Source organism: Hyphomicrobium sp., assembly GCF_035687085.1.
Taxonomy (GTDB): domain Bacteria; phylum Pseudomonadota; class Alphaproteobacteria; order Rhizobiales; family Hyphomicrobiaceae; genus Hyphomicrobium_B.
This window is the reverse complement of sequence record NZ_DASRYS010000017.1, coordinates 39,393-64,781: the sequence shown is the minus strand read 5'-3', so window position 1 is coordinate 64,781 and position 25,389 is coordinate 39,393. Positions and strand designations below refer to the sequence as shown.

Below are 25,389 nucleotides of genomic sequence, written 5' to 3'. Positions count from 1 at the left end.
GGAGACGCATCCTCAGCTTATCGCCGAGGATATCAGATCCCGCGACCGCCCCGGCGCAGAACGCCTGCGAGCAGTCCGACGACGATGAAGACAACGGCGACCATCAGCAGAAGGTGGGCACCCGAGATCGCAGTGCCTGCGACGCCGCCGAAGCCGAGAGCGGCCGCCACGATCGCGACAATCAGAAAGACGATCGCGTAATAGATCAGATTACCACCCATGTGGTCCTCCATTTCGAATTTGTTCGGAGAAGCAACGCACGCCGGAGTCGTTGAGTTCCGCATTCGAAAAGCGGCTAAACACAGGTATCGCAGCCGCGAAATCCGCTGGATTTGTTACGCGCCGCGACGGACCTAATTTGTGACCTCTCTTTGAGAGAGGTGCTTCCTTCAATGTTTTCAGGTTCTTCCGTACACCGCACGAAACTTAGTTCAAGCGCTGAAACCAACGCGCGGCGAGCAGGTTTGCCTTGAGGTTGAAGCAGACAGGAAAGGAGATACCCATGAAGCTTATGACGACTGCCGCTCTTTTAGGCGCTGGCATGCTCGCACTTACTGCGACGACGGCATCTGCCGAAATCGTTTGCAATGATGATGGCGACTGCTGGCACGTCAAAGAGCGCCACAAATACCCGGCGGACGTGAAACTTCGCGTTTATCCCGACGACTGGAAATGGCGCGAGTCTGAGACGCACTACCGTTGGCGCGAACACCCTGGCCGCGGCTACTGGCGTAGCGGCGTTTGGATCGATTTCTAAGAATATCTGCTTACACACCGCCAAGCGCTCATATGAAAATGCCATCCTCGGGTTTCGAGGATGGCATTGTGATAATCAGCCTAGAGCGGAATGTTATCGTGCTTCTTCCAGGGATTTTCGAGCGTCTTGTTGCGCAGCATGTTGAGCGCGCGGCAGAGGCGCTTTCTCGTTGCTGACGGCGTGATGACCTCGTCGATGTAGCCACGCTCAGCGGCCACGAACGGATTGGCGAAGCGCTTTTTATACTCATCGATGCGCGTTTGGATCTTCACCGGATCCGACAGTTCGGAGCGATAGAGAATTTCGGCCGCGCCCTTCGCGCCCATAACGGCGATCTCGGCGGTCGGCCACGCATAGTTCACGTCGCCGCGAATGTGCTTCGAACTCATAACGTCGTAGGCGCCGCCATAGGCCTTGCGGGTGATGACCGTGACTTTCGGCACGGTCGCTTCGGCGTAGGCGAACAGCAATTTGGCGCCGTGCTTGATGAGGCCGCCGTATTCCTGCGCTGTTCCCGGAAGGAAGCCCGGTACGTCCACGAACGTGACGATCGGAATATCGAAGCAATCGCAGAAGCGAACGAAACGTGCCGCCTTGCGCGATGCGTCGCTGTCGAGGACGCCGGCCAGAACCATCGGCTGGTTAGCGACGATACCCACCGTCGAGCCTTCCATGCGCGCAAAGCCGGTGACGATGTTCTTGGCGAACGCTTCCTGGATTTCGAAGAAGTCGGCTTCGTCGACGACCTTGAGGATCAGTTCCTTGATGTCGTAGGGCTTGTTCGGATTGTCCGGAATGAGCGTATCGAGCGAGTGGTCGATGCGGTCGGGGCTATCCTGGCTCGGGATGGAGGGCACGCCCGCCTGGTTGCTCGAAGGCAGGAAATCCATCAGGCGGCGCATCTGAAGCAGGGCTTCGAGATCGTTCTCGTACGCCTTATCTGCGATCGACGACTTGGTGGTATGCACCTTGGCGCCGCCCAGTTCCTCAGCCGTAACGGTCTCGTTCGTGACCGTTTTCACGACGTCCGGACCGGTGACGAACATGTAGCTCGTATCCTTCACCATGAAGATGAAGTCCGTCATGGCCGGCGAATAGACGTCGCCGCCCGCGCACGGTCCCATGATCACGGAGATCTGCGGGATGACGCCCGATGCGAGCACGTTGCGCTGGAAGACTTCGCCGTAGCCGCCGAGAGCATCGACGCCCTCCTGAATGCGGGCGCCGCCAGCGTCGAAGACGCCAATGATCGGCGCACGGTTGCGCAGCGCCATGTCCTGGATCTTCATGATCTTCTTGGCGTGCGTCTCGGACAGCGAGCCGCCCATGACCGTGAAGTCCTTGGCGAACACATAGACCACGCGGCCGTTGATCGTGCCCCAGCCGGTGACCACACCATCGCCGGGGATCTTGACCTTCTCCATGCCGAAATCGGTGCAGCGGTGCTCGACGTACATGTCGAACTCTTCGAACGAGCCTTCGTCCATCAGAAGCTCGATACGCTCGCGTGCCGTCAGTTTACCTTTGGCGTGCTGAGCATCGATACGGGCGCGCCCGCCGCCGAGACGGGCGTTGTCGCGACGCTTCTCAAGCTCGTCGATGATGTCTTTCATGGAACCCCTTGCCTGGCTCGGAGAAATGTGCCGGAACGGCTCTCTAGCATGGCTCCCATGGAGCGCAAACGCTGAGTTGTCGCGACGTGCGCGATGCGCGCCGGCGGGCTGCGTTAACCCCAGATTGGGGCCTTTCAGGGGGCGTCCGCCACCTCTTTGCTGAGGTGCGCGGCGAGATTGGCCGTCTTGACCTCGACAAACCCGGCGCCGCGGATGGGTTCGATCATGACCGCATGGCCGTGTTCTGCGGCCCAGGGCAGTCTCGAGCCCACAAATGCAGCGATCGGATCTGTGATGATGAGCTTGCCAGAAAGCTTCTTCATGTGGGCTTCGGCATCGGAACGGCTGGAAAAAACGTGAAGGCGGTCAGCCGAGCGGGGCTTCTGCGTGCCTGGGGTCAACATAGGGCCACCGCTTCCACCGACGAGATAGACCTCGCCTTTAGCGCGAATAGCAGCAGCGTACGCGGGGATGGCTTCGGTTTTGAGGCGGATCAGCAGGTCACGCGGATCAATCTCAGCCTCGATGGGATCGGACACCCAATCTGTTCCGACGAGCCCCTTTGCGGTGGCAATACCCGGCAAAATGTCGGTGGCGAAGACTTCGAGCGAAATATCCTGGAGATCGGTGTTGCCCGCTAAGGCTTCCGCCCAGCGCTCGGCCTCAAGGGGACTTGACCAGAAGAGTTGCACAGTCCGCCCCGAGACCTTCTGTGAAGGTACGGAGGCGTTTTCTTCGTCGGCGAGCGTCAGCACGCGCCCTTCCGCGACGGCCCGGCGTACGAACCGGTCGCGTTGCGCGAGCTCTGGAATGCGAGGCGCATTGAGCATGGGGCGTCGACCCTCAACCGAATCACCCGCCAAGTTTTCTCGAAAGGCGAACTAAGAGCAAGCCTCGGCAGGCGTTCAGGGGGGCAGAAGGCGCACGAATGGCCTCACCGGCCCTCTCTTGATTTAGCCACCGCTAAGCCATAGGTTCCGCTTTCCTTAATCTGGAGTGGCTTGGACGCGATCCGTCGGCCGACAACATTGTGACCGAATTACTCATCGTCCTGGCCCTTATTCTTCTTAACGGCCTTTTTGCGCTTTCCGAACTCGCTATTGTCTCCGCTCGCCGGCCCCGTTTGAAATCGATGGCCACGGCCGGCCGCCCAGGCGCCGTCAGCGCCATGGCCCTCTCGGCCGATCCCGGGCGCTTCCTATCGGCCGTTCAGATCGGCATCACGCTTATCGGCATCATCAACGGCGCCTACTCGGGCGAAGCCTTTGGGGTTTACGCCGCGGCTCACCTGCAGAGCCTCGGGTTGAGCGAAACGGTAGCCAATCCACTGGGCTTCGGCACCGTGATCGCCGTTATCACGTACTTGTCCGTCATCGTCGGCGAGCTAGTGCCGAAGACGTTGGCCCTGCGTAACGCCGAGGGCATCGCATGCGCCGTCGCTCCGATCATGACGTGGTTCGCCAAAGCGGCAGGGCCGGTTGTCTGGCTGCTCGATACTTCGACGCGGTTCGCGTTTCGCCTTCTCGGTCTCTCGCCTGAGAGCGAAAACAAGGTCACGGATGAAGAGATCAAGACGCTCATCGCGGAAGCCGAAACCGCAGGCGTTCTCGAAAGCGGCGAAGGCGAACTCATTTCCGGGGTCATGCGTCTTGCGGACCGCGCCGTCGTCGGCCTCATGACACCGCGCACCGACGTCGACTGGATCGACGTCACAGCGTCGGAGGAGGCCATCAAGGAACGGCTGATATCGACTCCGCACTCGCGCCTACCCGCCGGCGAAGGATCGACCGACAAGATGATCGGCGTCGTCCAGACTCGCGAAATTCTAGCGGGGCTTTTGGCCGGCAAGCCTTTTGAGGTCGCCGCCTACGTGCGCAAGGCGCCGATGATCCCGGAGACGAGTGCCGCGCTCGACGTTCTGTCGGTCCTGCGCAATGCCGAAGTTCCGATGGCCCTCATCCACGGCGAATACGGCGATTTCGAAGGGCTGGTGACGCCGGCCGATATTCTCGAGGCGATTGCGGGGGTCTTCAAATCGGATGCCGGGGGCTTGGAGCCCTACGCGGTCGAACGCGACGATGGTTCTTGGTTGCTGTCTGGCGCGATGCCTGTCGACGAAATGGCCGACAAGATCGGCATCGCGCTGCCGGAGAACCGCTCCTATGAGACCGTCGCCGGGTTCGTGCTTGCCCAGTTGCAGCACATACCGAAGACGGGCGAACACATCGATATCAGCGGCTGGCGCTTCGAGGTGGTCGACCTCGACCGCAGGCGGATCGACAAGGTGCTGGCAACCCGCTCGACGGCGTTACGGCGAGTCGTCGCTTAGGCTGCCGGACCCAGCAGAGTAAGAAAGCGGTTGGCGGCGTCGAATTCGGTGCGGCGGCCGCGCCGTCTGGCATTAGCTTCCGCGTCCTCGCCCCAGACCGAGATCTGGTAATCCTCATCGACATGCGCGGCTTTCCACGCAGCATCGGGGCTCAGCCATTGGCGGAAGAGCGCCAGCGCGATGAGCGCGGATCCCGTCAGCGTCGTGATGACGTGAAGCGCTGAGAGGCTGAAGGCGTCGCGCGGCAAGGCATTCGCGAACAGGGCGAGAGCTTCCTCGGGCTGGGCGACATGCATGACACCCGGCACGACGCGAAATTGCGCATCGAGCGTTTCATTCGCCCAGGCGACAATGGGATCCCAATGCTCAGCTTGGCTTTCCACGAGTTGCTGCGGCGCCTCGGCGCGATAGCAAACGAGATCGCTCCCCGCAAAGGCCGTGATGTCGGCGGCGACGGCATCGATCGTATCCGCTACCGCGTCGATCGCCGTGTTGGCAAAGCGCGTGATCGGCATCTTGGAGGGATCGATCACGTCGACCTGCGCCTGCCACTCCTCGGCGATCGCCTCGGCCAGCGCATGGGTTGGAAGCGCAAGCGGGCGCTTCTTCGGTGTTTTGATTTGGCGTCCGTCGAGCAGGACCTGGAACGGCGCGCCGTCGCCTACGCTCACTTCCTTGTAGAAACGTTTTGGGAGCGGCTTCGCGAGGCTATCACTGATCTGGCTGCGGGGGCCGCCCGTTGGGCGGTCCGCTCCCGAAGCCGGACCTGCTTCACCATTGCCGTTTCCTGCCGTCATGCTTCACATCTTTCCATGCCCAGCGCGCGCTCGATTGCGTCTGGAAGATCTTCGAACCGTTCAATGATCAAATGCGCGCCGGCATCTTTCAGCGCTGCGACTTCGTGATAGCCCCAGGCCACACCTATCGCGGCGACGCCAGCTGCGCGTGCCATCTCCATGTCATAGGTCGTATCACCGATCATGACGGCCAGATCCGGCGTCGTATCGGTCTCGAGCATGGCGCGAAGGAGCATCGACGGATGCGGTTTTGACGGATGATCGTCCGCAGTCTGGATGGTTGCGAAGCTTTCGTGCCAGCCTTCGCGCTGGAACAGCCGGTCTACGCCGCGGCGCGATTTGCCGGTCGCGACACCAAGAAGATGATCGTCGCGGAGCGCGAGCTGGGCGATCGTCTCTTTCGCGTTCGGGAACAGTATCTCTGACTCTGCAGGATCGTGTTTCAACTCGCGAAAGGCGGATTTATAGATCTCGGCGAGTTCAGCGCGCGACGCCCGGTCAAGATCCGGTGCCAGCACTGAAATCGCTTCGGGCAACGACAGGCCGACGACGGAGAGCGTCGCCGCACGCGCCGGAGGCACCAGATTCATTGCTGAGAAGGCATGATCCATGGATAGGACGATGCCTGCCTGACTATCGACGATCGTGCCGTCGCAATCGAAAACAACGAGCTTCATGCGGGCTATCTAGCATGCGGGCCGGGCGATGCAAAACCGGCACCACGGAGGGTTCGATATGCCGGATTTGGCGATCATGCGGGTTATTGAACCGCTGCGGATTTTATCGATTTTGAGGCGTGTTCCGCGCCCTTGTCCTATTCGAACTTCTGCGGATCGAAGCCCAGCAGGTCCCAAGTCGCCTGCATGTGCTGCGGCAAGGGCGCCGTGACGTCGATCGTTCCGCCCTTGGGGTGCGGAATGACGAGCCGGCGCGCGTGCAGATGCAGCTTCTTGTCCATGTTCTCGGCCGGCATATTGATGTCGCCTTCGTACTTGTTGTCGCCGACGATCGGATGACCGATGAGATGCATATGCGCGCGCAGCTGATGCTGGCGGCCCGTCACGGGCTTCAATGACACCCAGGCGGCCTTCTGCGCGGCGCGGTCGATGACCGAATAGTGCGTCGTTGCATGCATGGCGACGTCCTGCTCGCCCGGGCGGGCCTTACGGACCTTGTCGCCATCGGGGCCTGACGCCTTCACCAGCGCCGCCTCGATCTTCCCCTGCGGGGGCTTCGGCACGCCCTTTACGAGCGCCCAATATGTCTTGGCTGCCGAACGCGTCTGGAACGTGCGCCCGAGCTTGGCCGCCATGTCGCGCGATTTGGCAACGAGCAGCACGCCCGTCGTGTCGCGGTCGAGGCGATGGACGAGGCGCGGGCGTTCGCCGCCGAAGCGGTCCGCCATGCCTTCCAGCATGCCGTCGATGTGCTTCTTCGTGCCTGTGCCGCCTTGCACCGCCAGTCCGAACGGCTTGTTGAGCACGAGCACATGCTCGTCCTCGAACAGGATCATTTTCTCGATGGCGTCGCGGTCGCCCTTGGAAACGCCGGGAGGCGCCTGCAGTCCAGGCTTCGTCTTCTTTGGCTGACGGACGATGGCGGGAACGCGGATCTCGGACTTGGCGCGCAAGCGGTCATTGGCCTGGGCACGTTTGGAATCGACGCGGATTTGCCCTGAGCGCAGAAGCTTCTGCAAATACGTGTAGCCGACTTCCGGGAAGTGGACGCGGAACCAGCGATCGAGACGCATATCGTCTTCGCTGTCGGAGACGCGGAGCGTTTCCACCTTGGCTGTTGATGCTGTTGTCATGCGAACACCCAGCGCGCCAGCGTCAGGCCGGCGAAGATCGCGAACAGGCTGAAGACCACAGACGCCGCTACATAGCTGAAGGCGGCTGCGGTGTTGCCTCGCTCAAAGAGCGTAGCGAACTCGAGCGAAAACGCGGAAAAGGTCGTGAAGCCGCCCAGGATGCCGGTGGCGAAGAAAGTGCGCAGTTCATTGGAGGCATTGAAACGCAGCGCAAGCGTTTCGATCAGTACGCCCATGAGGAAAGAGCCCAAAATGTTAATTGTCAGCGTCGCCCATGGGAATTCGATCAGACCCGCATGAGCGAAGACCCGATTAATCAAAAAACGGAAGCCGGTGCCAATAGCACCGCCCGCCGAAGCAATAAGCAGTAATCTCATGCGGAATCCCAATGCAGACAAGGGTCCGTATAGCCCCGTTAGCTTCAGGTAGGAAGAGCGGCATCCTCGACGGACTAGATGACAGCGTCGGAAAAATGGCCGATCAATGCGGTCAACGCCATCGCCAGCGCGCCCCAAAACGTGACCCGCAGGGTCGCCCACCAAACATCTGCCTTGCCAATGCGCGCGCCAATGGCGCCCAGCACCGCCAAGCAGACGAGAGACGCGGCGGTCACGACGAGCGTCACCCGGCTTTCTGGGGAGATAATGGCGGCTATCAGCGGCACGGCCGCGCCCACGGCAAATGACATGGCAGAAGCGATCGCGGCAACAATGGGCTGCGCAGTCGTCATTTCGGTAATGCCAAGCTCCTCTCGCGCGTGGGTGCCGAGCGCATCGTGGGCCGTCAGCTGCTTGGCCACTTCGCGGGCTAGGCCCGGCTCGACGCCGCGTTTGGTGTAGACGTCCGTCAACTCCTGCAGTTCGAATTCCGGCTGCTCGGCGAGTTCCCGGCGCTCGCGTGCCAGGTCGGCTTTTTCGGCGTCCGCCTGCGAGCTGACCGACACGTACTCTCCCGCGGCCATCGAGAGCGCCCCCGCGACGAGGCCGGCGATGCCTGCAATGAGAATGGATTTCTGCGACGCGTGCGAAGATGCGACACCCGCAATCAAGCTCGCGGTTGAGACGATGCCGTCGTTGGCGCCGAGCACGGCCGCACGCAGCCAACCCAATTTCTCGACGACATGGTCTTCGGTCCGAGGCATGACATGTTCAGCCTTATTCGTTCTCATGCGGGGGCCCCCTTTCGGGCGTGAGCGCCGCACCAACCGGGCAAATGACCGGCACCGGCGCTCTTGGCGAAATCGAGCGCTGTCTTCAGCGCCGTGTCGAAATCGTTTTTCGCTGTCTTGGCGTCGACCCGGCGGCGCAATGCGTCGGCCCAGAGGAACTCAGCGAACGGCATCGTGTCCTTGGCGTAGCCGCCCGCGAAGCGCAGCTCGCCCGCTAAGCTGCGGTACGGATCGTCTTCCAGATCAGCAATGCTTTTAGGCAAAGACGAGCGCGGCTGCCGGCGCCCGTCACTGTCAAACGGATGGATCCAGCCCCGATTGTCCATGAAGGTCCAGAACTCATCCTTGTCGAGCGCGCGTAAATCGGCGACCGGCGAGATCAGAACCTGATCGACGCCTTCATCGTGCAACGCGCGCGCAAGATGATGGTGATCGACGACGTAATAGCGATTTTTTGGTCCCCGGACGACGGGGATCATGTGACGTCCGAGGAACTGACCGGTTCTCGTCGGGGCAAGGCCGCGCCAGTCGGAGCGCTTTTGTTCCACTTCTCGCATGCCGACGGTCATCTGTGTCGGGCGGAGATCGGCGATTGCGACGGAATGAAGTGACGGCGACTGCGACGGCACCTGAGAATGGTGCTGTGTATCTGCCTCAGCCATTTTGACCCTCCCGAAAATGTACCGGAACCAAGGCCTAACGTATCGAACGGGCAGTGACGTGTTCTGAGAAATTGCGCGCTTTACGGAAAGTTATATGTCGCTCACGACGGCCTCTATAGCCTTTCAAAGCTAACGAAGCTTGAGAACTATCCTTCTAAGGGCAACGTGTCCTTCGATTATCTATTCCGTTCAGCGCGAAGTTTGGCCCAATAATCAAGACGCTTCCTGATTTCGCGTTCGAAGCCGCGCTCGGGTGGATCGTAGTACTGCGGGCGCTTGCGGAACTCGTCTGGAAAATAGTTTTGGCCGGAAAATGCGTCCGGCTGATCGTGGTCGTAGAGATAGTCCGAGCCGTAGCCCTCCTCCTCCATCAGCTTCGTCGGCGCATTGAGGATCGTCTTTGGCGGAGCCAGTGACCCGTGCTCTTTGGCGGCGCGCATCGCGGCTTTGAAGGCGACGTAGTTGGCGTTCGACTTCGGCGCGGTCGCGACGTAGATCACGGCTTCGGCCAGGGCCAACTCGCCTTCGGGACTGCCGAGAAAATCGAAAGCATCTTTCGCCGAGTTGCAGACGACGAGCGCTTGGGGATCTGCGAGGCCGATGTCCTCCACCGCCATGCGCACCAACCGCCGCGCAAGGAAGAGACGGTCTTCGCCGCCGTCGAGCATGCGGCAGAAGTAATAGAGCGCAGCATCGGGATCTGATCCGCGCACGGCCTTATGTAGCGCGGAGATCAGATTGTAGTGACCTTCACGCGACTTGTCGTAGAGCGGCGCGCGGCGCTGCACGAGTTTGACGAGCGCTTCGCGGTCGAGCGGCTTTGCCTTGGCCGGCACGGCCGCGAACACGTCTTCGACGAGATTGAGGATGGCGCGGCCGTCGCCGTCGGCCATGCCTTTGAGCGCGTCGCGGGCGTCATCGTTCAGGGGCAGCGGGCGGCCGACTTCCGCTTCGGCTCGCGAGAGGATCTTTTCCAGGTTCGCGTCATCGAGGCGGTTCAGTACCAGGACGCTGGCGCGCGAAAGAATAGCGGCGTTGAGCTCGAAGCTCGGGTTCTCGGTCGTCGCACCGACGAGCGTGATCGTGCCGTCTTCCATGTACGGCAGGAAGCTGTCTTGCTGGGACCGGTTGAAGCGATGGATCTCGTCGATGAAGAGCAGCGTGCCCTTGCCCTGTTCGCGCAGCATCTTGGCGCGCTCGAAGGCTTTGCGCAGGTCGGCGACGCCGGAGAAAATCGCGGAGAGCTGCTCGAACGCCAGCTTCGTTTCGTTGGCGAGAAGCCGGGCGATCGTCGTCTTGCCGGAGCCCGGCGGCCCCCAAAAGATGAGGCTCGGGACGCGGCCGCTGTTCAGCATGCGCGTCAGCGTGCCGTCCGGTCCGACGATGTGCTCCTGGCCGACGACCTCGGCGAGCGTTTTCGGGCGCAAACGGTCCGCAAGCGGGCGCGGTGCGCTTTTTTCCAGTCCGGCAGCTTCGAAGAGGTTCGTCATGGGGGACTTATATAAGCCTGACGGGCCCAATCCAAATGGCAAAGGCGCGCTTTGGCGCTTCTTCCCTCATCTTCCCAGCTCAGCCAGGACGAGGTCAGCCCGCCTCTCGACGCTGGCCTTGGGAAGCACGACCGGGCGGTAACCGAGCGATCGGTAAGCGACCAGAAGCCGGTCGTATTCGCCTGCTGCATCTTCGAAACCGAGTTGGCGCTCGGCGTCAGCCGCGAAGATTTCGGGCCAGGGCGGGGTGAGGAAGACCATCTCGTTATAGCGATGCTCTCGGCCCAGCCGCTCCAGCGCGGGCTCACCGGTTGCATGGGTCAAAGCCGCTGCGGCATCGACGAGACCGCGATCGAAGAAGACCCAGCCATTGGGAGCTCCCGCGGCAGCGCTGCGATCTTCCAAAGAAATCTCGATGGCGCGCCGCGCGAACGCTGCGAGATCCACCCACGGCAGCGCTTGGCCTCCGCTTTCGACCTCGGCCCTGATCACCCGCCTGCCCGGCTCTTCGACAATGGCGAAACCACGCCGCGCCAGTTCGGCGAGAAGCGTCGACTTACCCCCGCCTGAGCACCCCGACAGCACCACAAAACGTGCGCTCATCACATCCGCTCGTTAGGCCGTCAGGTTCGGCCTGCCGCGAACACTAGAAACGCACGGCGACGTTGACGGTTTTCGGGGGGCCGGAGCTTGCGCCGGAGAGGTCCGTCACCTGAACGTCGAAGCGGGCCTTCTGCGCGTCCGAGCCGTCGTGCGCGAAATAGACAGCACCCTTTTCGAGGTCTGCTTGCGAGAACGAGGCGACGGGACGCTTCGGGTCGCTCGCGAGCGCGACGTAGCCGCCGGCGGCGTTCGAGACCTGGAAGCTCAGATCCTCGGGCTTGTCGTCGGGATCGAGCGCGTTGAGGTCGGCCGTGGTGATGCGGACCGAACGGCCTTTTCCGACGGTCAGATCCAGGTCGCCACCGATTGCCGGGGGTATGTTGCGGACGTGGGCTGAAAGTTCGCCGCCCTCCTCCATCGACAGGCGGCCGTATTTGATCTTGCCGGCGGCTTGGCCCGTGCTCTTGATGTGGATCAATTGCTCCACGCGCACATCGCCTTGCAGGGTGCCGCGAATCTCAGCGGTGCTGGAATTGACGGTGCCGAACAGCTGGCCGCCCTCCTGAACCAGCACCTCGCCCGCCGCAACCTTGCCTTCGACGTAGCCCCAGACTTCAACCTTTTGGGCGTCCTTGACCTCGCCCTTCAGGACGGCCCCTTCGCCGATGATCAGCACACCACGATTATCGGACATCGGCGAACTCCGTTACGCAAACGCACCTGGATCGGCGGCGATGCCGCCTGGTCAGGACCCTCGGCCAGGAATTTGTCAGCTTATCGGCAGCTTCGCATCATCCCGCATCATCACGGTTAACGGGGAAGGCTGACGGATCAGCCGGGCACCTGGAGCTGGAGAACGCGCTCGCCCCGCCGGACCGAGATCTGCCAGAGCCGCTTGCGGGTCGCGAGCGCCGCTTCGGCCTCGGTGACATTGGCGATGCGATCCTTGCCGATGGCGGCGATCACGTCGCCCGGCTGGAAGCCGAAGGCTTGGGCAGTCGATCCATCCCGCACGGACAGGACGACGACCCCATCGGTCTGATCCAGGCCCATTTCGTCGGCGACGGACGGCAGGATGTTGGAAATCCGCGCGCCATCGAGCGGATGATTACCCGACAGGTTCTTCGCATCGTCCTTGCCGGGCTTTGGCGCGCCGACGAGAGGCAGATTGACGTCGACCGGGCGATTGCTGCGGAGAACCGTCAGCCGCGCCGTCTGGCCGATGCCTTTCGTCGTCAGGCGATAATAGACAGCACGCGCATCGATCACCTCGACGCCGTCAACCTGAGTGATCACATCGCCCGCCTGCAGGCCCGCGGCGGCTGCCGGTCCCTTGTCGTAAAGGCGCGTGACGACGGCGCCGGACACGCGATTGAGGCCCAGTCCCTCGGCTATGTCGTGCGACATGGCTTCGAGCTTGGCGCCAATCCAGGGCTTTTCCACCTTCCGGCCGTTGGCGGCGCTTTCGGCGTAGATGCGGACCAAGTTCGATGGGATCGCAAAGCCGATGCCGACGGAACCGCCGGACTGCGAATAGATCATCGTGTTGATGCCAACGAGGCGGCCGCCCATGTCGACCAGCGCGCCGCCCGAGTTGCCGGGATTGATCGCGGCGTCGGTCTGGATGAAGACTTGGCTGTCGGACTGTCCGATCTCTGAACGTGACAACGCCGAGACGATGCCGCTCGTCACCGTCTGGCCGACGCCGAACGGGTTGCCGATGGCGAGCACCAGATCGCCGACTTCAAGGCTGTCAGAATCGTCGAAGCGCAAATACGGGAAACTTTTCTCGCTGCCGCCGTCGATCTTCAGCACGGCGATGTCGGCCTTCTCGTCCTGCGCGATGACCTTGGCGTCGAATTCGCGCTTATCGGAAAGTGCGACGCGAATAGCCGTATCGCCGCCGCCTTTGATCACGTGGGTGTTCGTGACGATCAAGCCGTCGGGGCTGACGATGACGCCGGAGCCCAGCGAACTCATCACCCGTTCCGATGGGCGGCCGAGCGCGCGCCCGAAGAACTGACGGAAGAACGGATCGTTGGCGAACGGCGAGTCGAAAGTCTGCACGCGCGAGCGGACGTAGACGTTGACGACGGCGGGCGCGGCCTTCTTCACGATAGGCGCGAAGGAATACTGAGCGGCCTCGCGCGAAGGCGGCGGCACTTTCTCCTGCGCGAAGGAGACCTCCGCCGGACTGAAGAACTTCGGCGCAACGCTGATGCCGGCAGCTACGGCAGCACAAACGAGGACGAAATTTTTCATTTTCATCGGTGAATTCTTCCAGGTGGGCAGGTGGGGCCGGTTGCGTCCGTTCGAATAGCGATCGGGCACAGTGAAGTCGAATCGGACGGAAGAAATATGTTCTGCGCGGCGGCTAGATCAACCTAAGCTCTCGTAATGAACGCGTGGCGGCAGTCGCGGCCTCATCGGCAGAGCGCGGCTCGAGGCCCAAATCCTTTTTTGCTCTTACATTCGTGTAATCTTTGCGCTCGCCAAGCTCGGGCAAAATGGTCAGCATTTTCTTGTCGAAGAGTGCCATGGCTCTCACGGCGAAATCCGGAAGCTCGAACTTTGGCACCTTTGCGCGTAGGTCGGGGAGCTCGCGCACCACGATCTGGCCGAGAGCATAAAGGCTCATTTGACCTTCTCCGATGAGGTAGCGGTTGCCTGCCGCCTGTGGCCTCAGCGCGGCTTCGACGTGAGCAGCGGCGACGTCGCGAACATCGGCGACGGGAAAGCTGATTTTCGGAACCGCCGGATAGGTGCCACGCGCCATGATGCGATAGAGTTCGTGCGACGTCGAAAGATCGCCGTCGAGCGCGGGGCCCTGGACGAAGCTCGGATTGATAACCGCGAGCTGAGGTGCGCCGGGCGTCGACTCGGTGAAGTCCCACGCCGCTCTTTCCGCGATCGTCTTCGATCTGATGTAGGGCGTGAGATCGCGGCGCGTCTCGTCAGTCACGTCGTCTTCCGAGTAGATGTGCCCCTTGGGAACGCCGCTCGGATAGAAGATCGCAACCGTGGACGACGTCAGCACGACGCGGGCCACAGCGCCGGCCGTCGCAGCGCGGAGCACGCGCAGGGTTCCGTCTCGTGCCGGAGCGATCACCTCTTCCGGATCATCGGGCTGGCTGACGGGGAACGGCGAAGCCGTGTGGACGACGATCTCGCTGCCAGCGACGGCTTCCTTCCAGCCATCGTCCCTTCCGAGATCCGCGACGACGAACGAGACTTTTCCGGCATCGCAGCCGAGCTTGGCGACAGCGCGCCGGACGGCCTCAGCCTTCTCCATGCTGCGCACCGTTCCGCGAACGGCAAAGCCACGGCGCAGGAATTCGGCAATCGTGTATTTCGCAATGAGCCCGGATGCTCCGGTGACGACGACCGGTGGATTTGACGCCATTTCGTTAGGCCCCTTCCCTGCCGCCGAGGCGCCCCGTGCGCTCCGGTCACCTGAAGTGTCCGTGGAACGCCCGCATCTGGCAATATGCGCAGCCACAGATAGCGGCTCTGGGCGAGACTGAGGCAGGGTTCAGGATGCCGTCATACGGTTGTAACAACCGCCGATTTAGTCTGCCTGCGGCTGAAGAGGACCTAATCCGCGCGCTTCGCCTGCAGCACAATTCCCGCGCCTGCTCCCCGATGCGCGTCATGGCCCTCAAAGCAAAAACCCCGGTGCCTTTCAGCGCCGGGGTTTTCGATTTCGATGATGCCAGCGCGATCGCGCGGCGAATGGGATTAGGCCGAAGCTTCCTGCTGTGCAGCGAGATTTGCTTCGTGGCGGGCCTTGTCCTCGGCGCCCTTCACGCTCTCGTCGCGATCGACGAGTTCGATGACGGCGCGCGGCGAGTTATCGCCATAACGGAAGCCGGCCTTCAGAACGCGCGTGTAGCCGCCGTTGCGGTCCTTGTAACGCGGTCCGAGAACGTCGAAGAGCTTCTTGACCATGTCTTCGTCGCGGAGGCGGGCAATCGCCAAACGGCGCGAGTTCAGGTCGCCGCGCTTTGCGAGCGTGATGTACTTGTCGACGACGCGCTTCAGGTCCTTCGCCTTCGGCAGAGTCGTGACGATCTGCTCGTGCTTGATGAGAGCAGCGGCCATGTTCGAGAACATTGCCTGACGGTGACCGACGTGACGGCCAAAGCGGCGGCCAAGCTTCTTATGACGCATAGTGTCTTCATCCTTACATTGTTGGCCCGCGGCGGATGCTAAGGGCTTTGATTGACCGTTGGCTTTGCCATCCGGCCGGCGCGGGAGTTTCTATGGCCTCACCTTCGCCGTCGTATCCCGGTGCTGTTGAGCTATCCGGATTATTGCAGCCGGCCCGCGCGAGCAGGCCGGCTGGAATTCTTAGTACTGGTCTTCGAAGCGCTTCGCCAGCTCGTCGATGTTGTCCGGCGGCCAGTTGGGCACTTCCATGCCGAGGTGAAGACCCATCGTCGCCAGAACTTCCTTGATCTCGTTCAGCGACTTACGGCCGAAGTTCGGCGTGCGAAGCATCTCGGCTTCGGTCTTCTGAATGAGGTCGCCGATGTAGACGATGTTATCGTTCTTGAGGCAGTTCGCAGAACGGACCGACAGCTCGAGCTCGTCGACCTTCTTGAGGAGCGCGGCGTTGAACGCGAGCTCCGGATGACGCTGCTCTTCCTGGGCCTTCTTGGGCTCTTCGAAGTTGATGAAGACGGCGAGCTGGTCCTGGAGAATACGAGCCGCGAGAGCGACCGCATCTTCCGGGCGGATCGAGCCGTCGGTTTCGACAACCATCGTCAGCTTGTCGTAGTCGAGGATCTGGCCTTCGCGCGTATTCTCGACCTTGTAGGAGACCTTCTTCACCGGCGAATAGAGGCTGTCGACCGGGATCAGGCCGATCGGCGCATCCTCAGGACGGTTGCGGTCGGAAGGAACGTAGCCCTTGCCGATGTCGGCCGTGAACTCCATGCGGATCGCTGCACCCTGGTCGAGGTGGCAGATCACGTGGTCGGGGTTCAGAACTTCGACTTCGGAGGAAGCTTCGATGTCGCCAGCGGTGACGGGGCCGGCGCCTTCCTTCTTCAACACCATGCGCTTCACGCCTTCCGAGTGGATGCGCAGCGCGATTTCCTTGATGTTGAGGATGATGTTCGTCACGTCCTCGCGGACGCCCGGAACGGACGAAAACTCATGCAGAACGCCGTCGATCTGCACGGTCTTGATGGCGGCGCCCTGAAGCGAGGACAGAAGCACGCGGCGCAGGGCGTTGCCGAGCGTCATGCCAAAGCCGCGCTCAAGGGGTTCTGCAACAACGGTCGCGATACGCGAGCGGTCGCGGCCGGACTGAATTTCAAGCTTCGACGGCTTGATCAGGTCTTGCCAGTTCTTCTGGAGGACGTTCACGAGAAACCTCGTCTAGTTTTGCGCGGACGGGGGAGCGGGCCGCGTAATCTCTTGGCCGTAATCAACACATGGAGGCGCGCCGAGCGGTCCCGGCGCGCGAAAAATTTCGTTTAAACGCGGCGGCGCTTGCGCGGGCGGCAGCCGTTGTGCGGGATCGGCGTCACGTCGCGGATCGAGGTGATCTGGAAGCCGACAGCCTGGAGAGCGCGGAGAGCCGATTCACGGCCCGAACCCGGACCGCAGACTTCAACCTCGAGCACCTTCATGCCGTGCTCCTGAGCCTTGCGGCCGGCATCTTCAGCTGCCATCTGAGCGGCGTACGGCGTCGACTTGCGCGAGCCCTTGAAGCCCTTGGTGCCCGAAGACGACCAGGCGATCGCGTTGCCCTGGGCATCCGTGATCGTGATCATCGTGTTGTTGAACGACGCGTTGACGTGCGCGACGCCCGACGTGATGTTCTTCTTCTCGCGCTTCTTAACTTTACCGCGCGCTGCCGCTGCTTCCTTGGCCATTACCGTCGTTGCTCCATGCCTCGTTCAAGCGGAGGCGTAAAATCGTTGAGCACGCCACATGACATGGCGTGCATGAACCCTTGCGTGACGAACTACTTCGTCGCCTTCTTCTTACCTGCGATCGGAACCGCCTTGCCCTTGCGGGTGCGGGCGTTCGTGTGCGTGCGCTGACCGCGGACGGGCAGACCCTTGCGGTGGCGCAGACCGCGGTAGCAACCGAGGTCCATCAGACGCTTGATGTTGGTCTGAACTTCGCGGCGCAGGTCGCCCTCGACCGTGTAGTCGCGGTCGATCGTTTCACGGATCTGCAAGACTTCGGCATCCGTCAGCTGATTGACGCGACGCTCGGCGGGGATGCTGCACTTCTCGCAGATCTCCTTCGAGAACTTGGGCCCGATGCCGTGGATATAGCGAAGCGCGATCTCGACGCGCTTACCTGTTGGAATGTTGACGCCTGCGATGCGGGCCACTTCAGTCTCCTGCCTTTAAATCTCGAACCGAATTAGGATGCTGTCTCGTTGATTCTCAAGTGCAAATAGGCGCAACGACCGCAGTACCGGGGTTACGTGCCCTGGTCCGGATCAAGTTGAGCCCTAAAGAAAGTTTGCCTTTCTACCCCGGGTCACCCCTGCCGTCAATCCATGCTTCCATGTGTCACGCATGCTGGAATTGATCCAGAAGCTCGCCGATCCGGCGATTGACCTCGGGAATGGGCTGCATGCCGTCAACGGTTTTCAGCAACTTGTGGGCGTAGTAGTAGCCGATCAACGGCGCCGTCTCGCGGTAGTAGGCGATCAGGCGCGTCTTCAGGGCTTCGGCGTTGTCGTCGGCGCGTACCGTGCCGCCGGCAGCCAGGGTCTCGCGGGCGCGGCACTCAATCCGCTCCACGAGCTTGGTGTCGTCGACCTTCAGCTCGATCACGCAATCGAGATGGCGGCCCTTCGACTTCAGTAGTTCGTCCAGCGCGTCAGCCTGGGGCAGCGTCCGGGGAAATCCGTCGAGGATGAACCCTTTGGCGCAGTCCGGCTCGGAGATGCGGTCGGCGATGATGCCGATGACGACCTCGTCGCTGACGAGGCTGCCCGCTTCCATGATCTTCTTGGCCTTGAGGCCGACCGGCGTACCAGCCTTGACCGCGGCCCGCAGCATATCTCCGGTCGAGAGCTGCGGAATTCCAAGACGCTCGGCAATCAGCTGAGACTGCGTGCCCTTACCCGCCCCCGGCGGCCCAAGCAGTATCAGGATCATCGCCGTGCCCCGCGCAGTTTGGCCTTCTTGATCAAGCCCTCATACTGCTGAGCGATGAGGTGGCTTTGGACCTGGGCAACGGTATCCATCGTGACGCTGACGGCGATGAGGAGCGAGGTACCGCCGAAGTAGAGCGGAATGCCGGCATACGACGTCAGGATCTCAGGAAGTACGCAGACTGCGGCCAGATAAATTGCACCGACGACAGTGATGCGGGTCAGGACGTAGTCGATGTACTGGGCCGTCTTCTCGCCGGGGCGGATACCGGGCAGGAAGCCGCCGTACTTGCGGAGGTTGTCAGCCGTTTCCTTCGGGTTGATCACGACCGCCGTGTAGAAGAACGCGAAGAACAGGATCAGCAGCGCATAGACGAGCATGTGCAGCGGCTGGCCCGATCCGAGCGCGGCGACGGCATTGTTCAGCCACTCGGGTCCCTGCCCCGCAGAGAACTGCGCAGCCGTGATCGGCAGAAGCAGGAGCGAAGAGGCAAAGATCGGCGGAATGACACCCGAAGAGTTGAGCTTCAGCGGCAGATGCGAGGCTTCGCCCTGGAACATCTTGTTGCCGACCTGGCGCTTTGGATACTGCACGAGCAGACGGCGTTGCGCGCGTTCGAAGAACACGATGGCAGCGACGACGGCCAGAGCCAGAGCCAGGAAGAAAATCAGAATGCCGGGCGAGATCGAGCCGGTACGCGACAGCTCAAAGAGTTGTAGGAGCGCGCCGGGGAGGCCTGCGACGATGCCGGCGAAGATGATCAGAGACGTGCCGTTGCCGACGCCGCGCTGCGTGATCTGCTCACCGAGCCACATCAGGAAGACCGTACCGCCAACGAGCGTGATGACCGTCGTCAGGCGGAAGAACATGCCGGGTTCCAGAACGACCGCGCCAGCCGCATTCCGCGAGCCTTCGAGACCAACGGCAATGCCGTAGGCCTGCAGCGCTGCGAGAACGACCGTCAGGTAGCGGGTGTACTGGTTGATCTGCTTGCGGCCCGCCTCGCCTTCCTTCTTCAGTGCCTCGAGCTTCGGCGAAATCGAACTCATCAACTGCATGATGATCGACGCCGAAATGTAAGGCATGATGTTGAGGGCAAAGATCGCGAGACGCTCGAGGGCGCCGCCCGAGAACATGTTGAACATGCCCAGGATGCCGCCGGCCTGCGATTTGAACGTTTCAGCGAAGGCAGCGGGATTGATGCCTGGCAGCGGAATGAACGTACCCAGGCGGAAAACGATCAGTGCGCCAAGCGTGAACCACAGGCGCCGCTTCAAATCCTCCGCCTTCGCGAAGGCGCTGAAGTTCAGATTGGAAGCAAGCTGCTCGGCAGCGGAAACCATTGGTCTCTTCTCCTAACCGTTGCGATGACGCCAAGGGCGCTGTCGCAACTTGGGCCCGGATAGCGCCGTTTCCAGCGCCCTCCAGCCTCGAACGCGATCAGGCGGGTTTCCCCGCCTCATTGCACGCTCGTATTTTATTCTTCCGACTTGCCAGCGCCGGGCTTCTTGCCCTTGGCAGCTTTCTTGGCGGCCGACTTAGCCCGCTTCTCTTCGTCTGCGGCGAGGATCTTGCGCTCAATCACGCTGACGGTGCCGCCAGCCTTCTCAATCGCTTCCTTAGCCTTCGCAGAGGCATGGTTGACCGTGATCGAGACCTTGGCCTTGATCTCGCCGTCAGCGAGAAGACGAAGACCGTCCTTCGCACGGCGTACGATACCAGCTTCGATCAGAGATGCCAGATCAACCGGCTTGGAGCCGTCGAGACGCTTGTCGTCGATCGCCTGCTGCAGCGTTCCGACGTTGATCTCGTTGAAGTGCTCCGGACGCCACTTGTTGAAGCCACGCTTCGGTAGACGGCGATGCAAGGGCATCTGACCGCCTTCGAAGCCGCCGATGGCGACGCCGGTACGGGCCGTCTGGCCCTTGCCACCGCGGCCACCCATCTTGCCCAGGCCCGAGCCGATACCGCGACCGATGCGGACGCGCGTCTTCTTGGCGCCGGGGTTGTCCTTAATGCCGTTAAGCCGCATTGGCGTTATTTCCCTTCTTCGACCTGAACGAGATGCTGAACTTTCTTCAGCATACCGCGGATGGCCGGCGTGTCTTCAACCTTGGAGATGCGACCGATCTTGTTCAGCCCGAGGCCGATCAACGTTTCGGTCTGCCGCTCGGGGCGCCGGTTGGCACTCCGCACCTGCTTGAGCGTGATCGTTTTATTCGTCGCCATGTCGTAACCTCAGGTCCCTTTGTGAAGCGCCAGAAATATCGGCGCTTCCGTTATTTCTTCAGACGTCCGCACCAGCTTCGGCCGCGGCCGAGCCGTCGCGACGACGCGACACGATGTCGGAAACCTTCTTATTGCGGCGAGCTGCGACGCCGCGCGGATTTTCCTGCGCCTTGAGCGCATCGAACGTCGCGCGGACGACGTTGTAGGGGTTCGTCGAGCCCATCGACTTGGCGACGATGTCATGCACGCCGACCATCTCGAAAACGGCGCGCATTGCACCGCCTGCGATGATGCCGGTACCGGCCGGAGCCGAGCGCAGGATCACCTTGCCGGCGCCGTGACGGCCGACGCTGTCGTGATGAAGCGTACGAGCGTCGCGAAGCGGCACGCGAAGAAGGTTGCGCTTTGCGCCTTCGGTCGCCTTGCGGATCGCCTCAGGAACTTCACGAGCCTTACCGTGGCCGAAGCCGACGCGGCCCTTCAGGTCGCCGACGACGACGAGCGCAGCAAAGCCGAAGCGCTTACCGCCCTTGACGACCTTGGCGACGCGATTGATGTGAACGAGCTTATCGGTAAACTCGCTGTCGCGCTCCTCGCGATCTCTGCCACGGTCTCTCTGGGGTCCACGTGCCACGTTTCGGTTCCTCTCGGGTATCTCTTAAAACTTCAGACCGCCGTCGCGGGCGGCATCGGCGAGCGCCTTGACGCGCCCATGAAACAGAAAGCCGCCGCGGTCGAACACGACCTCGGTGACGCCGGCTTTGACGGCGCGCTCGGCGACGAGCTTGCCGATGGCAGCAGCAGCTGCCTTGTCGGCGCCCGTCTTCAACGAGCCCTTGAGGTCCTTCTCAAGCGTCGAAGCCGAAGCGAGCGTTACGCCCTTCACGTCGTCGATCACCTGCGCGTAGATGTTCTGCGACGAGCGGTGAATGGAAAGCCGGGGACGACCGTTTGCGGCGGCCCGGATGCTCCGACGAACGCGCGCCTTGCGGTTCGTAAATTTCTGATTGCTGTTGGCCATCGGTTGCCGGTCCTACTTCTTCTTGCCTTCCTTGCGGAGGATGTATTCGCCCTTATAGCGCACGCCCTTGCCCTGGTAGGGCTCTGGCTTGCGAGAAGCGCGGATGACGGATGCCACGTGGCCGACCGCTTGCTTGTCGATGCCGGAGACCGACACCAATTCGCTCTTAGCGCCGCCGACCTTGACGTCCACACCGGCCGGAATCTTCAGCACGACGTCGTGGCTGTAGCCGACGGAAAGCGTCAGCGTGTCTTTGCCCTTCATCGTGGCCTTGAAGCCGACGCCGTGGATCTCGAGATCCTGCGTGTAACCATCAGTCACGCCCTTGATGAGGTTCGCGATCTGAGTCCGCGACATGCCCCACTTGGAACGTGCAAGCTTCGTGTCTTCGAGAAGGCTGACGTCGATGCCTTCGTCCGTCCGCTGGACCTTCAATGCGTCGGGAACCGTAAAGGCGAGCTCGCCCTTGGGACCCTTCATCTTGACGGTCTGACCGGCGATCGTCGCCGTCACGTTCGACGGGACGGGAACGGGTTTCTTACCGATGCGCGACATGGCTTCTTCAAACCTTGTTTCGCCGAGGCCTGGGCCTCAGCCTTAGAATATGTTGCAGATGACTTCGCCGCCGACGTTGGCTTCGCGCGCCTTCGAGTCCGACATGACGCCCTTGGGCGTAGACAGGATAGCAACGCCGAGGCCGTTGGCCACGATCGGAATTCCCTTTGCCGCCGAATAGACGCGACGGCCAGGCTTCGAGATGCGCTCGATCTCACGGATGGCCGGCTGACCATTGTAATACTTGAGCTCGATCTCGAACTGAGGCAGTTCGCCCTTCAATTCGACGCGGCTGTAGCCGCGGATATAGCCTTCCTCGGCGAGCACGTCGAGGACGCGGGCGCGGAGGTTAGAAGCGGGGGTGGCGACCTTCGGCCGGCGACGCATCTGAGCGTTCCGGATACGGGTCAGCATATCGCCCAACGGATCATTAACGGACATTGATGCTTCCTCTTACCAGCTCGCCTTGACCATGCCGGGGATACGGCCCTGGCTCGCCAGCTCGCGGAGCTGGTTGCGGCACATCCGGAGCTTCCGGTAGTTGCCGCGCGGACGGCCGGTGATCTCGCAACGGTTGCGGATGCGGACCTTAGAGCCGTTACGGGGCATCTCGGCAAGCTTCAAGCGAGCCGCGAAACGCTCTTCCGGCGTCTTCGTCCGGTCCTTAGCGAGCAGCTTCAGGCGCTTGCGCTTGGGCGCCTGCTCTGCCGTCATCTTGCGCCGGCGGTTATTTTTTTCAATCGAACTGGTCTTAGCCATTTCATCTCCTCCAAAGGCCTTTCGGCTTCTGCCGAGGTCCTCTAGCTGCGGAACGGGAAGTTGAAGCCCTTGAGCAATTCACGAGCTTCTTCATCAGTTTTGGCCGACGTGCAAACGATCACGTCGAGGCCCAACACGTTGTCGACCTTGTCGTAGTCGATCTCGGGGAACACGAGGTGCTCTTTCAGGCCCGTGGCATAGTTGCCGCGGCCATCGAAGCTCTTCGCGTTGAGACCGCGGAAGTCCTTTACGCGCGGCAGCGCGATGGTGACGAACCGGTCGAGGAATTCGTACATGCGGTCGCCACGGAGGGTCACCTTGGCCCCGATCGCCATACCTTCGCGCAGCTTGTACGTTGCGAGGGCCTTGCGGGCGCGCGTGATGACCGGCTTCTGGCCGGCGATCAGAGCGAGATCAGCTGCAGCGACTTCAACTTTCTTGCGATCGTTGACAGCTTCGCCGACGCCCATGTTGATCACGATCTTCTCGAGACGCGGGATCTGCATGACGTTCGAGTAGCCGAACTTCTCCTTGAGAGCGCCGCGAACGACCTTCTCGTAGTGCGACTTGAGGCGCGGCTTGTAATCGGCCGGACGCGGAGCTGCGGGCTCGCGCGGCTCAGACGGAGCTGCTGCCTTCTTGTCGGCGCGTGCCTTCTTGGCTTCGCCAGCACCTTGCGGCGAGCCGCCCTGAGGCTTGGCGCCCTTTGTGGTATTCTTTGCCATGGCCTAGTTCTTCTCCGGGATCTGCTCGCCCGAGCGCTTTGCGATGCGGACCTTCTTGCCGTCTTCAAGGATCTTGAAGCCGACGCGAGACGGCTTGCCGTCCTTGGGGTCCTCGATCGCGAGGTTCGAGAGGTCGATCGGACCTTCCTTGGAAATGATGCCGCCTTCCTGCGACGCCGACTGGCGCTGGTGACGGCGCACCATGTTGACGCCGCGAACGAGAGCGCGGTGTTCCTTCGGACGGATTTCGATCACTTCGCCCCGCTTGCCCTTGTCACGGCCGGCGAGAACGAAGACCTTGTCGCCCTTCTTGATTTTAAATGCCGACATCAGAGAACCTCCGGCGCGAGCGATACGATCTTCATGTGGTTCTTGGCGCGCAGTTCGCGCGTCACGGGTCCGAAAATACGCGTGCCGACCGGTTCGCCGTTGGCGTTGATCAACACCGCAGCGTTACGATCGAAGCGGATCAGCGAGCCATCGGCCCGGCGGATACCCTTCGCGACGCGGACGATGACCGCCTTCATCACCTGACCCTTCTTGACGCGCCCCTTCGGGATCGCCTCCTTCACGGAGACGACGATGGTGTCACCCACTGTCGCGTACTTGCGCTTCGAGCCGCCCAGCACCTTGATGCACTGAACGCGGCGCGCGCCCGAGTTGTCGGCGACGTCGAGATTGCTCTCCATCTGGATCATCGCGTCGTTCCTTCTTTCACGGCCTCAAGAGTCGTGCTCACGAGGCCCATCTCTACATTTGCCCATCTGGCTCGCGGGGTCTTGAGATAACTCCCAACTCTCCGACGGCTCGAAAGGCGGCTCCCGGCGTTCGATCGCGTTTCGCGAATCGAGGCTTATAACCTCAAGACGCTATTGCAATCCAACGTTTGTTCTTGGAAATCGGACTGGTCTCTTCAATCGAGACCTGATCGCCAACCTTGAACGAATTCTGTTCGTCGTGCGCATGGTACTTCTTCGTACGGCGCACGGTCTTCTTCAGCAGCGGATGGGTGTAGCGACGCTCGACCTGAACGACAATGGTTTTATCGTTCTTGTCGGATACCACGACACCCTGCAGCACGCGCTTCGGCATAATCTCGTTCTCCCTTACGCGCCTTTTTTGACGCTGCCACCGCGCCGGGCAACGGCTGCGGTCTTGATGCGCGCGATATCTCGACGGACGAGCCGGATGCGCGCCGTGTTTTCAAGTTGGCCCGAGGCCCGCTGAAAGCGCAGGTTGAACTGCTCTTTCTTGAGCTTCACCAGCTGGTCGTCGAGCTGATCGAGCGACATGCCCTTTAAATCTTCGGCCATGACTATCACCTCGCCTATTCGATCCGCGTAACGACGCGGCATTTGATGGGCAGCTTGGCGGCGCCGAGAATGAGCGCTTCCTTCGCCACCTGCTGATTGAGACCGCCGAGCTCGAAAATGATGCGGCCCGGCTTGACGCGTGCCACCCAAAGCTCGGGCGAACCCTTACCGGAGCCCATGCGGACTTCGGCCGGCTTCTTCGACACCGGCACGTCCGGGAAGATGCGCAGCCACATGCGGCCTGCACGCTTCGTGTGACGAGCGATGGCGCGACGCGCGGCTTCGATCTGGCGCGCCGACAGGCGCTCCGGCTCCATGGCCTTCAGGCCCACTTCGCCGTAAGCGAGCGTGGTGCCCGACTTGGCGACGCCGTGGATCCGGCCCTTAAACTGTTTGCGGAACTTCGTCCGTTTCGGTTGCAGCATGAT

Annotated in this window: 35 protein-coding genes; 2 read left to right on the top strand and 33 right to left on the bottom strand. The window is 61.7% G+C overall.

Annotation, left to right across the window (positions count from 1 at the left end):
• Window positions 1-32: 32 nt before the first annotated feature.
• Window positions 33-221, bottom strand: coding sequence for a DUF1328 domain-containing protein (locus VFG26_RS14790; protein ID WP_325026654.1), 189 nt, complete (start codon window positions 219-221; stop codon window positions 33-35).
• Between the two features lie 281 nt (window positions 222-502).
• On the opposite strand from VFG26_RS14790, the gene VFG26_RS14785 reads away from it, so the two are divergent.
• A complete protein-coding gene (locus tag VFG26_RS14785; protein WP_325026652.1) occupies window positions 503-757 on the top strand; it encodes a hypothetical protein in 255 nt (84 codons plus the stop codon).
• 80 nt (window positions 758-837) lie between these two features.
• Here VFG26_RS14785 and VFG26_RS14780 read toward each other — a convergent pair whose 3' ends face one another.
• Both VFG26_RS14780 and VFG26_RS14775 read right to left on the bottom strand, forming a co-directional pair.
• Complete coding sequence (locus tag VFG26_RS14780; protein WP_325026650.1) at window positions 838-2,370, bottom strand: acyl-CoA carboxylase subunit beta; 1,533 nt, start codon at window positions 2,368-2,370, stop codon at window positions 838-840.
• Between the two features lie 134 nt (window positions 2,371-2,504).
• Entirely contained in the window at window positions 2,505-3,200 is a 696-nt protein-coding gene (locus VFG26_RS14775; RefSeq protein ID WP_325026648.1) for a DUF2750 domain-containing protein, read from the bottom strand.
• Window positions 3,201-3,400: 200 nt separating this feature from the next.
• Here VFG26_RS14775 and VFG26_RS14770 point away from each other — a divergent pair, with 200 nt between their 5' ends.
• On the top strand, window positions 3,401-4,699 hold the full coding sequence (locus VFG26_RS14770) for a hemolysin family protein (RefSeq protein WP_325026647.1): 1,299 nt from the start codon (window positions 3,401-3,403) through the stop codon (window positions 4,697-4,699).
• Here the strand turns inward: VFG26_RS14770 and VFG26_RS14765 are convergent.
• The 30 genes from VFG26_RS14765 to rplP all read right to left on the bottom strand — a co-directional run bounded on the left by VFG26_RS14765 (window position 4,696) and on the right by rplP (window position 25,386).
• Complete coding sequence (locus tag VFG26_RS14765) at window positions 4,696-5,496, bottom strand: ATP12 family chaperone protein (protein ID WP_325026646.1); 801 nt, start codon at window positions 5,494-5,496, stop codon at window positions 4,696-4,698. The genes VFG26_RS14770 and VFG26_RS14765 overlap by 4 nt on opposite strands.
• Window positions 5,493-6,173, bottom strand: a complete 681-nt coding sequence (locus tag VFG26_RS14760; RefSeq protein ID WP_325026645.1) for an HAD-IA family hydrolase — start codon at window positions 6,171-6,173, stop codon at window positions 5,493-5,495. The genes VFG26_RS14765 and VFG26_RS14760 overlap by 4 nt, the downstream gene beginning before the upstream one ends.
• Window positions 6,174-6,310: 137 nt before the next feature.
• A complete protein-coding gene (locus tag VFG26_RS14755; RefSeq protein ID WP_325026643.1) occupies window positions 6,311-7,306 on the bottom strand; it encodes an RluA family pseudouridine synthase in 996 nt (331 codons plus the stop codon).
• On the bottom strand, window positions 7,303-7,683 hold the full coding sequence (gene crcB, locus VFG26_RS14750; RefSeq protein WP_325026642.1) for a fluoride efflux transporter CrcB: 381 nt from the start codon (window positions 7,681-7,683) through the stop codon (window positions 7,303-7,305). The genes VFG26_RS14755 and crcB overlap by 4 nt, the downstream gene beginning before the upstream one ends.
• Before the next feature lie 74 nt (window positions 7,684-7,757).
• A complete protein-coding gene (locus VFG26_RS14745) occupies window positions 7,758-8,447 on the bottom strand; it encodes a VIT family protein (protein WP_325026640.1) in 690 nt (229 codons plus the stop codon).
• Between the two features lie 23 nt (window positions 8,448-8,470).
• The gene (locus VFG26_RS14740; protein WP_325026638.1) at window positions 8,471-9,136 is read right to left on the bottom strand and encodes a ParB-like protein; all 666 of its coding nucleotides are present in this window, start codon (window positions 9,134-9,136) and stop codon (window positions 8,471-8,473) included.
• Between the two features lie 176 nt (window positions 9,137-9,312).
• Complete coding sequence (locus VFG26_RS14735) at window positions 9,313-10,626, bottom strand: replication-associated recombination protein A (protein ID WP_325026636.1); 1,314 nt, start codon at window positions 10,624-10,626, stop codon at window positions 9,313-9,315.
• A gap of 66 nt (window positions 10,627-10,692) precedes the next feature.
• Window positions 10,693-11,229 (bottom strand): AAA family ATPase, encoded by a 537-nt coding sequence (locus VFG26_RS14730; protein ID WP_325026634.1) that lies wholly within the window; start codon window positions 11,227-11,229, stop codon window positions 10,693-10,695.
• A 43-nt stretch (window positions 11,230-11,272) separates the two neighbouring features.
• Complete coding sequence (locus tag VFG26_RS14725) at window positions 11,273-11,923, bottom strand: cadherin-like domain-containing protein (protein ID WP_325026632.1); 651 nt, start codon at window positions 11,921-11,923, stop codon at window positions 11,273-11,275.
• Between the two features lie 137 nt (window positions 11,924-12,060).
• Window positions 12,061-13,497 carry a Do family serine endopeptidase gene (locus VFG26_RS14720; protein WP_325026630.1) on the bottom strand — a complete coding sequence of 479 codons (1,437 nt, stop codon included), beginning with the start codon at window positions 13,495-13,497 and terminating at the stop codon, window positions 12,061-12,063.
• Between the two features lie 106 nt (window positions 13,498-13,603).
• Window positions 13,604-14,632 (bottom strand): NAD-dependent epimerase/dehydratase family protein, encoded by a 1,029-nt coding sequence (locus VFG26_RS14715; RefSeq protein ID WP_325026628.1) that lies wholly within the window; start codon window positions 14,630-14,632, stop codon window positions 13,604-13,606.
• 335 nt (window positions 14,633-14,967) lie between these two features.
• Window positions 14,968-15,399, bottom strand: coding sequence for a 50S ribosomal protein L17 (gene rplQ, locus VFG26_RS14710; protein ID WP_325026626.1), 432 nt, complete (start codon window positions 15,397-15,399; stop codon window positions 14,968-14,970).
• Window positions 15,400-15,579: 180 nt separating this feature from the next.
• On the bottom strand, window positions 15,580-16,602 hold the full coding sequence (locus VFG26_RS14705; RefSeq protein ID WP_325026624.1) for a DNA-directed RNA polymerase subunit alpha: 1,023 nt from the start codon (window positions 16,600-16,602) through the stop codon (window positions 15,580-15,582).
• Window positions 16,603-16,712: 110 nt separating this feature from the next.
• Entirely contained in the window at window positions 16,713-17,114 is a 402-nt protein-coding gene (rpsK, locus tag VFG26_RS14700) for a 30S ribosomal protein S11 (protein ID WP_325026622.1), read from the bottom strand.
• 92 nt (window positions 17,115-17,206) lie between these two features.
• Window positions 17,207-17,584: a 30S ribosomal protein S13 gene (gene rpsM / locus VFG26_RS14695; RefSeq protein ID WP_325026620.1), complete on the bottom strand. Its 378-nt coding sequence runs from the start codon at window positions 17,582-17,584 to the stop codon at window positions 17,207-17,209.
• A gap of 184 nt (window positions 17,585-17,768) precedes the next feature.
• Entirely contained in the window at window positions 17,769-18,362 is a 594-nt protein-coding gene (locus tag VFG26_RS14690; protein ID WP_325026617.1) for an adenylate kinase, read from the bottom strand.
• Window positions 18,359-19,702, bottom strand: coding sequence for a preprotein translocase subunit SecY (gene secY, locus VFG26_RS14685; RefSeq protein ID WP_325026615.1), 1,344 nt, complete (start codon window positions 19,700-19,702; stop codon window positions 18,359-18,361). The genes VFG26_RS14690 and secY overlap by 4 nt, the downstream gene beginning before the upstream one ends.
• 134 nt (window positions 19,703-19,836) lie before the next feature.
• On the bottom strand, window positions 19,837-20,391 hold the full coding sequence (gene rplO / locus VFG26_RS14680; protein ID WP_325026613.1) for a 50S ribosomal protein L15: 555 nt from the start codon (window positions 20,389-20,391) through the stop codon (window positions 19,837-19,839).
• Window positions 20,392-20,396: 5 nt separating this feature from the next.
• Window positions 20,397-20,588, bottom strand: a complete 192-nt coding sequence (gene rpmD / locus VFG26_RS14675; protein WP_325026611.1) for a 50S ribosomal protein L30 — start codon at window positions 20,586-20,588, stop codon at window positions 20,397-20,399.
• A 58-nt stretch (window positions 20,589-20,646) separates the two neighbouring features.
• Window positions 20,647-21,222: a 30S ribosomal protein S5 gene (gene rpsE, locus VFG26_RS14670; protein WP_325026609.1), complete on the bottom strand. Its 576-nt coding sequence runs from the start codon at window positions 21,220-21,222 to the stop codon at window positions 20,647-20,649.
• 24 nt (window positions 21,223-21,246) lie between these two features.
• Window positions 21,247-21,609 (bottom strand): 50S ribosomal protein L18, encoded by a 363-nt coding sequence (gene rplR, locus VFG26_RS14665; protein WP_325026607.1) that lies wholly within the window; start codon window positions 21,607-21,609, stop codon window positions 21,247-21,249.
• Window positions 21,610-21,621: 12 nt separating this feature from the next.
• Entirely contained in the window at window positions 21,622-22,164 is a 543-nt protein-coding gene (rplF, locus tag VFG26_RS14660; RefSeq protein ID WP_325026605.1) for a 50S ribosomal protein L6, read from the bottom strand.
• A 42-nt stretch (window positions 22,165-22,206) separates the two neighbouring features.
• Window positions 22,207-22,605 carry a 30S ribosomal protein S8 gene (gene rpsH, locus VFG26_RS14655; protein ID WP_325026603.1) on the bottom strand — a complete coding sequence of 133 codons (399 nt, stop codon included), beginning with the start codon at window positions 22,603-22,605 and terminating at the stop codon, window positions 22,207-22,209.
• Between the two features lie 12 nt (window positions 22,606-22,617).
• Window positions 22,618-22,923 (bottom strand): 30S ribosomal protein S14, encoded by a 306-nt coding sequence (gene rpsN, locus VFG26_RS14650; protein WP_045835888.1) that lies wholly within the window; start codon window positions 22,921-22,923, stop codon window positions 22,618-22,620.
• 41 nt (window positions 22,924-22,964) lie between these two features.
• Window positions 22,965-23,648, bottom strand: a complete 684-nt coding sequence (gene rplE / locus VFG26_RS14645) for a 50S ribosomal protein L5 (RefSeq protein ID WP_325026599.1) — start codon at window positions 23,646-23,648, stop codon at window positions 22,965-22,967.
• A 3-nt stretch (window positions 23,649-23,651) separates the two neighbouring features.
• The gene (gene rplX, locus VFG26_RS14640) at window positions 23,652-23,978 is read right to left on the bottom strand and encodes a 50S ribosomal protein L24 (protein WP_325026597.1); all 327 of its coding nucleotides are present in this window, start codon (window positions 23,976-23,978) and stop codon (window positions 23,652-23,654) included.
• The gene (gene rplN / locus VFG26_RS14635; RefSeq protein WP_013215056.1) at window positions 23,978-24,346 is read right to left on the bottom strand and encodes a 50S ribosomal protein L14; all 369 of its coding nucleotides are present in this window, start codon (window positions 24,344-24,346) and stop codon (window positions 23,978-23,980) included. The genes rplX and rplN overlap by 1 nt, the downstream gene beginning before the upstream one ends.
• A gap of 163 nt (window positions 24,347-24,509) precedes the next feature.
• Complete coding sequence (rpsQ, locus tag VFG26_RS14630; protein WP_325026594.1) at window positions 24,510-24,740, bottom strand: 30S ribosomal protein S17; 231 nt, start codon at window positions 24,738-24,740, stop codon at window positions 24,510-24,512.
• A 14-nt stretch (window positions 24,741-24,754) separates the two neighbouring features.
• Window positions 24,755-24,961 carry a 50S ribosomal protein L29 gene (gene rpmC, locus VFG26_RS14625; RefSeq protein ID WP_325026592.1) on the bottom strand — a complete coding sequence of 69 codons (207 nt, stop codon included), beginning with the start codon at window positions 24,959-24,961 and terminating at the stop codon, window positions 24,755-24,757.
• Window positions 24,962-24,975: 14 nt separating this feature from the next.
• On the bottom strand, window positions 24,976-25,386 hold the full coding sequence (gene rplP, locus VFG26_RS14620) for a 50S ribosomal protein L16 (protein WP_325026590.1): 411 nt from the start codon (window positions 25,384-25,386) through the stop codon (window positions 24,976-24,978).
• Window positions 25,387-25,389 lie beyond the last annotated feature (3 nt).

What these genes read in the sequence shown, in the direction of transcription:
- rpmD (WP_325026611.1), bottom strand. Translation starts at nt 20,588, where the DNA reads ATGGCGACGAATAAAACGATCACGCTCAAGCAGGTGCGGAGTGCCAAC.
- rplE (WP_325026599.1), bottom strand. Translation starts at nt 23,648, where the DNA reads ATGGCAAAGAATACCACAAAGGGCGCCAAGCCTCAGGGCGGCTCGCCG.
- VFG26_RS14760 (WP_325026645.1), bottom strand. Translation starts at nt 6,173, where the DNA reads ATGAAGCTCGTTGTTTTCGATTGCGACGGCACGATCGTCGATAGTCAG.
- VFG26_RS14740 (WP_325026638.1), bottom strand. Translation starts at nt 9,136, where the DNA reads ATGGCTGAGGCAGATACACAGCACCATTCTCAGGTGCCGTCGCAGTCG.
- rplF (WP_325026605.1), bottom strand. Translation starts at nt 22,164, where the DNA reads ATGTCGCGCATCGGTAAGAAACCCGTTCCCGTCCCGTCGAACGTGACG.
- VFG26_RS14790 (WP_325026654.1), bottom strand. Translation starts at nt 221, where the DNA reads ATGGGTGGTAATCTGATCTATTACGCGATCGTCTTTCTGATTGTCGCG.
- rpsN (WP_045835888.1), bottom strand. Translation starts at nt 22,923, where the DNA reads ATGGCTAAGACCAGTTCGATTGAAAAAAATAACCGCCGGCGCAAGATG.
- rplX (WP_325026597.1), bottom strand. Translation starts at nt 23,978, where the DNA reads ATGTCGGCATTTAAAATCAAGAAGGGCGACAAGGTCTTCGTTCTCGCC.
- rpsK (WP_325026622.1), bottom strand. Translation starts at nt 17,114, where the DNA reads ATGGCCAAGGAAGCAGCGGCAGCGCGCGGTAAAGTTAAGAAGCGCGAG.
- VFG26_RS14745 (WP_325026640.1), bottom strand. Translation starts at nt 8,447, where the DNA reads ATGCCTCGGACCGAAGACCATGTCGTCGAGAAATTGGGTTGGCTGCGT.
- rpsH (WP_325026603.1), bottom strand. Translation starts at nt 22,605, where the DNA reads ATGTCCGTTAATGATCCGTTGGGCGATATGCTGACCCGTATCCGGAAC.
- VFG26_RS14735 (WP_325026636.1), bottom strand. Translation starts at nt 10,626, where the DNA reads ATGACGAACCTCTTCGAAGCTGCCGGACTGGAAAAAAGCGCACCGCGC.
- rplQ (WP_325026626.1), bottom strand. Translation starts at nt 15,399, where the DNA reads ATGCGTCATAAGAAGCTTGGCCGCCGCTTTGGCCGTCACGTCGGTCAC.
- rplN (WP_013215056.1), bottom strand. Translation starts at nt 24,346, where the DNA reads ATGATCCAGATGGAGAGCAATCTCGACGTCGCCGACAACTCGGGCGCG.
- rplO (WP_325026613.1), bottom strand. Translation starts at nt 20,391, where the DNA reads ATGCGGCTTAACGGCATTAAGGACAACCCCGGCGCCAAGAAGACGCGC.
- rpsQ (WP_325026594.1), bottom strand. Translation starts at nt 24,740, where the DNA reads ATGCCGAAGCGCGTGCTGCAGGGTGTCGTGGTATCCGACAAGAACGAT.
- VFG26_RS14730 (WP_325026634.1), bottom strand. Translation starts at nt 11,229, where the DNA reads ATGAGCGCACGTTTTGTGGTGCTGTCGGGGTGCTCAGGCGGGGGTAAG.
- rplR (WP_325026607.1), bottom strand. Translation starts at nt 21,609, where the DNA reads ATGGCCAACAGCAATCAGAAATTTACGAACCGCAAGGCGCGCGTTCGT.
- VFG26_RS14780 (WP_325026650.1), bottom strand. Translation starts at nt 2,370, where the DNA reads ATGAAAGACATCATCGACGAGCTTGAGAAGCGTCGCGACAACGCCCGT.
- crcB (WP_325026642.1), bottom strand. Translation starts at nt 7,683, where the DNA reads ATGAGATTACTGCTTATTGCTTCGGCGGGCGGTGCTATTGGCACCGGC.
- rplP (WP_325026590.1), bottom strand. Translation starts at nt 25,386, where the DNA reads ATGCTGCAACCGAAACGGACGAAGTTCCGCAAACAGTTTAAGGGCCGG.
- VFG26_RS14755 (WP_325026643.1), bottom strand. Translation starts at nt 7,306, where the DNA reads ATGACAACAGCATCAACAGCCAAGGTGGAAACGCTCCGCGTCTCCGAC.
- VFG26_RS14725 (WP_325026632.1), bottom strand. Translation starts at nt 11,923, where the DNA reads ATGTCCGATAATCGTGGTGTGCTGATCATCGGCGAAGGGGCCGTCCTG.
- VFG26_RS14785 (WP_325026652.1), top strand. Translation starts at nt 503, where the DNA reads ATGAAGCTTATGACGACTGCCGCTCTTTTAGGCGCTGGCATGCTCGCA.
- VFG26_RS14690 (WP_325026617.1), bottom strand. Translation starts at nt 18,362, where the DNA reads ATGATCCTGATACTGCTTGGGCCGCCGGGGGCGGGTAAGGGCACGCAG.
- VFG26_RS14720 (WP_325026630.1), bottom strand. Translation starts at nt 13,497, where the DNA reads ATGAAAATGAAAAATTTCGTCCTCGTTTGTGCTGCCGTAGCTGCCGGC.
- VFG26_RS14715 (WP_325026628.1), bottom strand. Translation starts at nt 14,632, where the DNA reads ATGGCGTCAAATCCACCGGTCGTCGTCACCGGAGCATCCGGGCTCATT.
- rpmC (WP_325026592.1), bottom strand. Translation starts at nt 24,961, where the DNA reads ATGGCCGAAGATTTAAAGGGCATGTCGCTCGATCAGCTCGACGACCAG.
- VFG26_RS14775 (WP_325026648.1), bottom strand. Translation starts at nt 3,200, where the DNA reads ATGCTCAATGCGCCTCGCATTCCAGAGCTCGCGCAACGCGACCGGTTC.
- secY (WP_325026615.1), bottom strand. Translation starts at nt 19,702, where the DNA reads ATGGTTTCCGCTGCCGAGCAGCTTGCTTCCAATCTGAACTTCAGCGCC.
- VFG26_RS14765 (WP_325026646.1), bottom strand. Translation starts at nt 5,496, where the DNA reads ATGACGGCAGGAAACGGCAATGGTGAAGCAGGTCCGGCTTCGGGAGCG.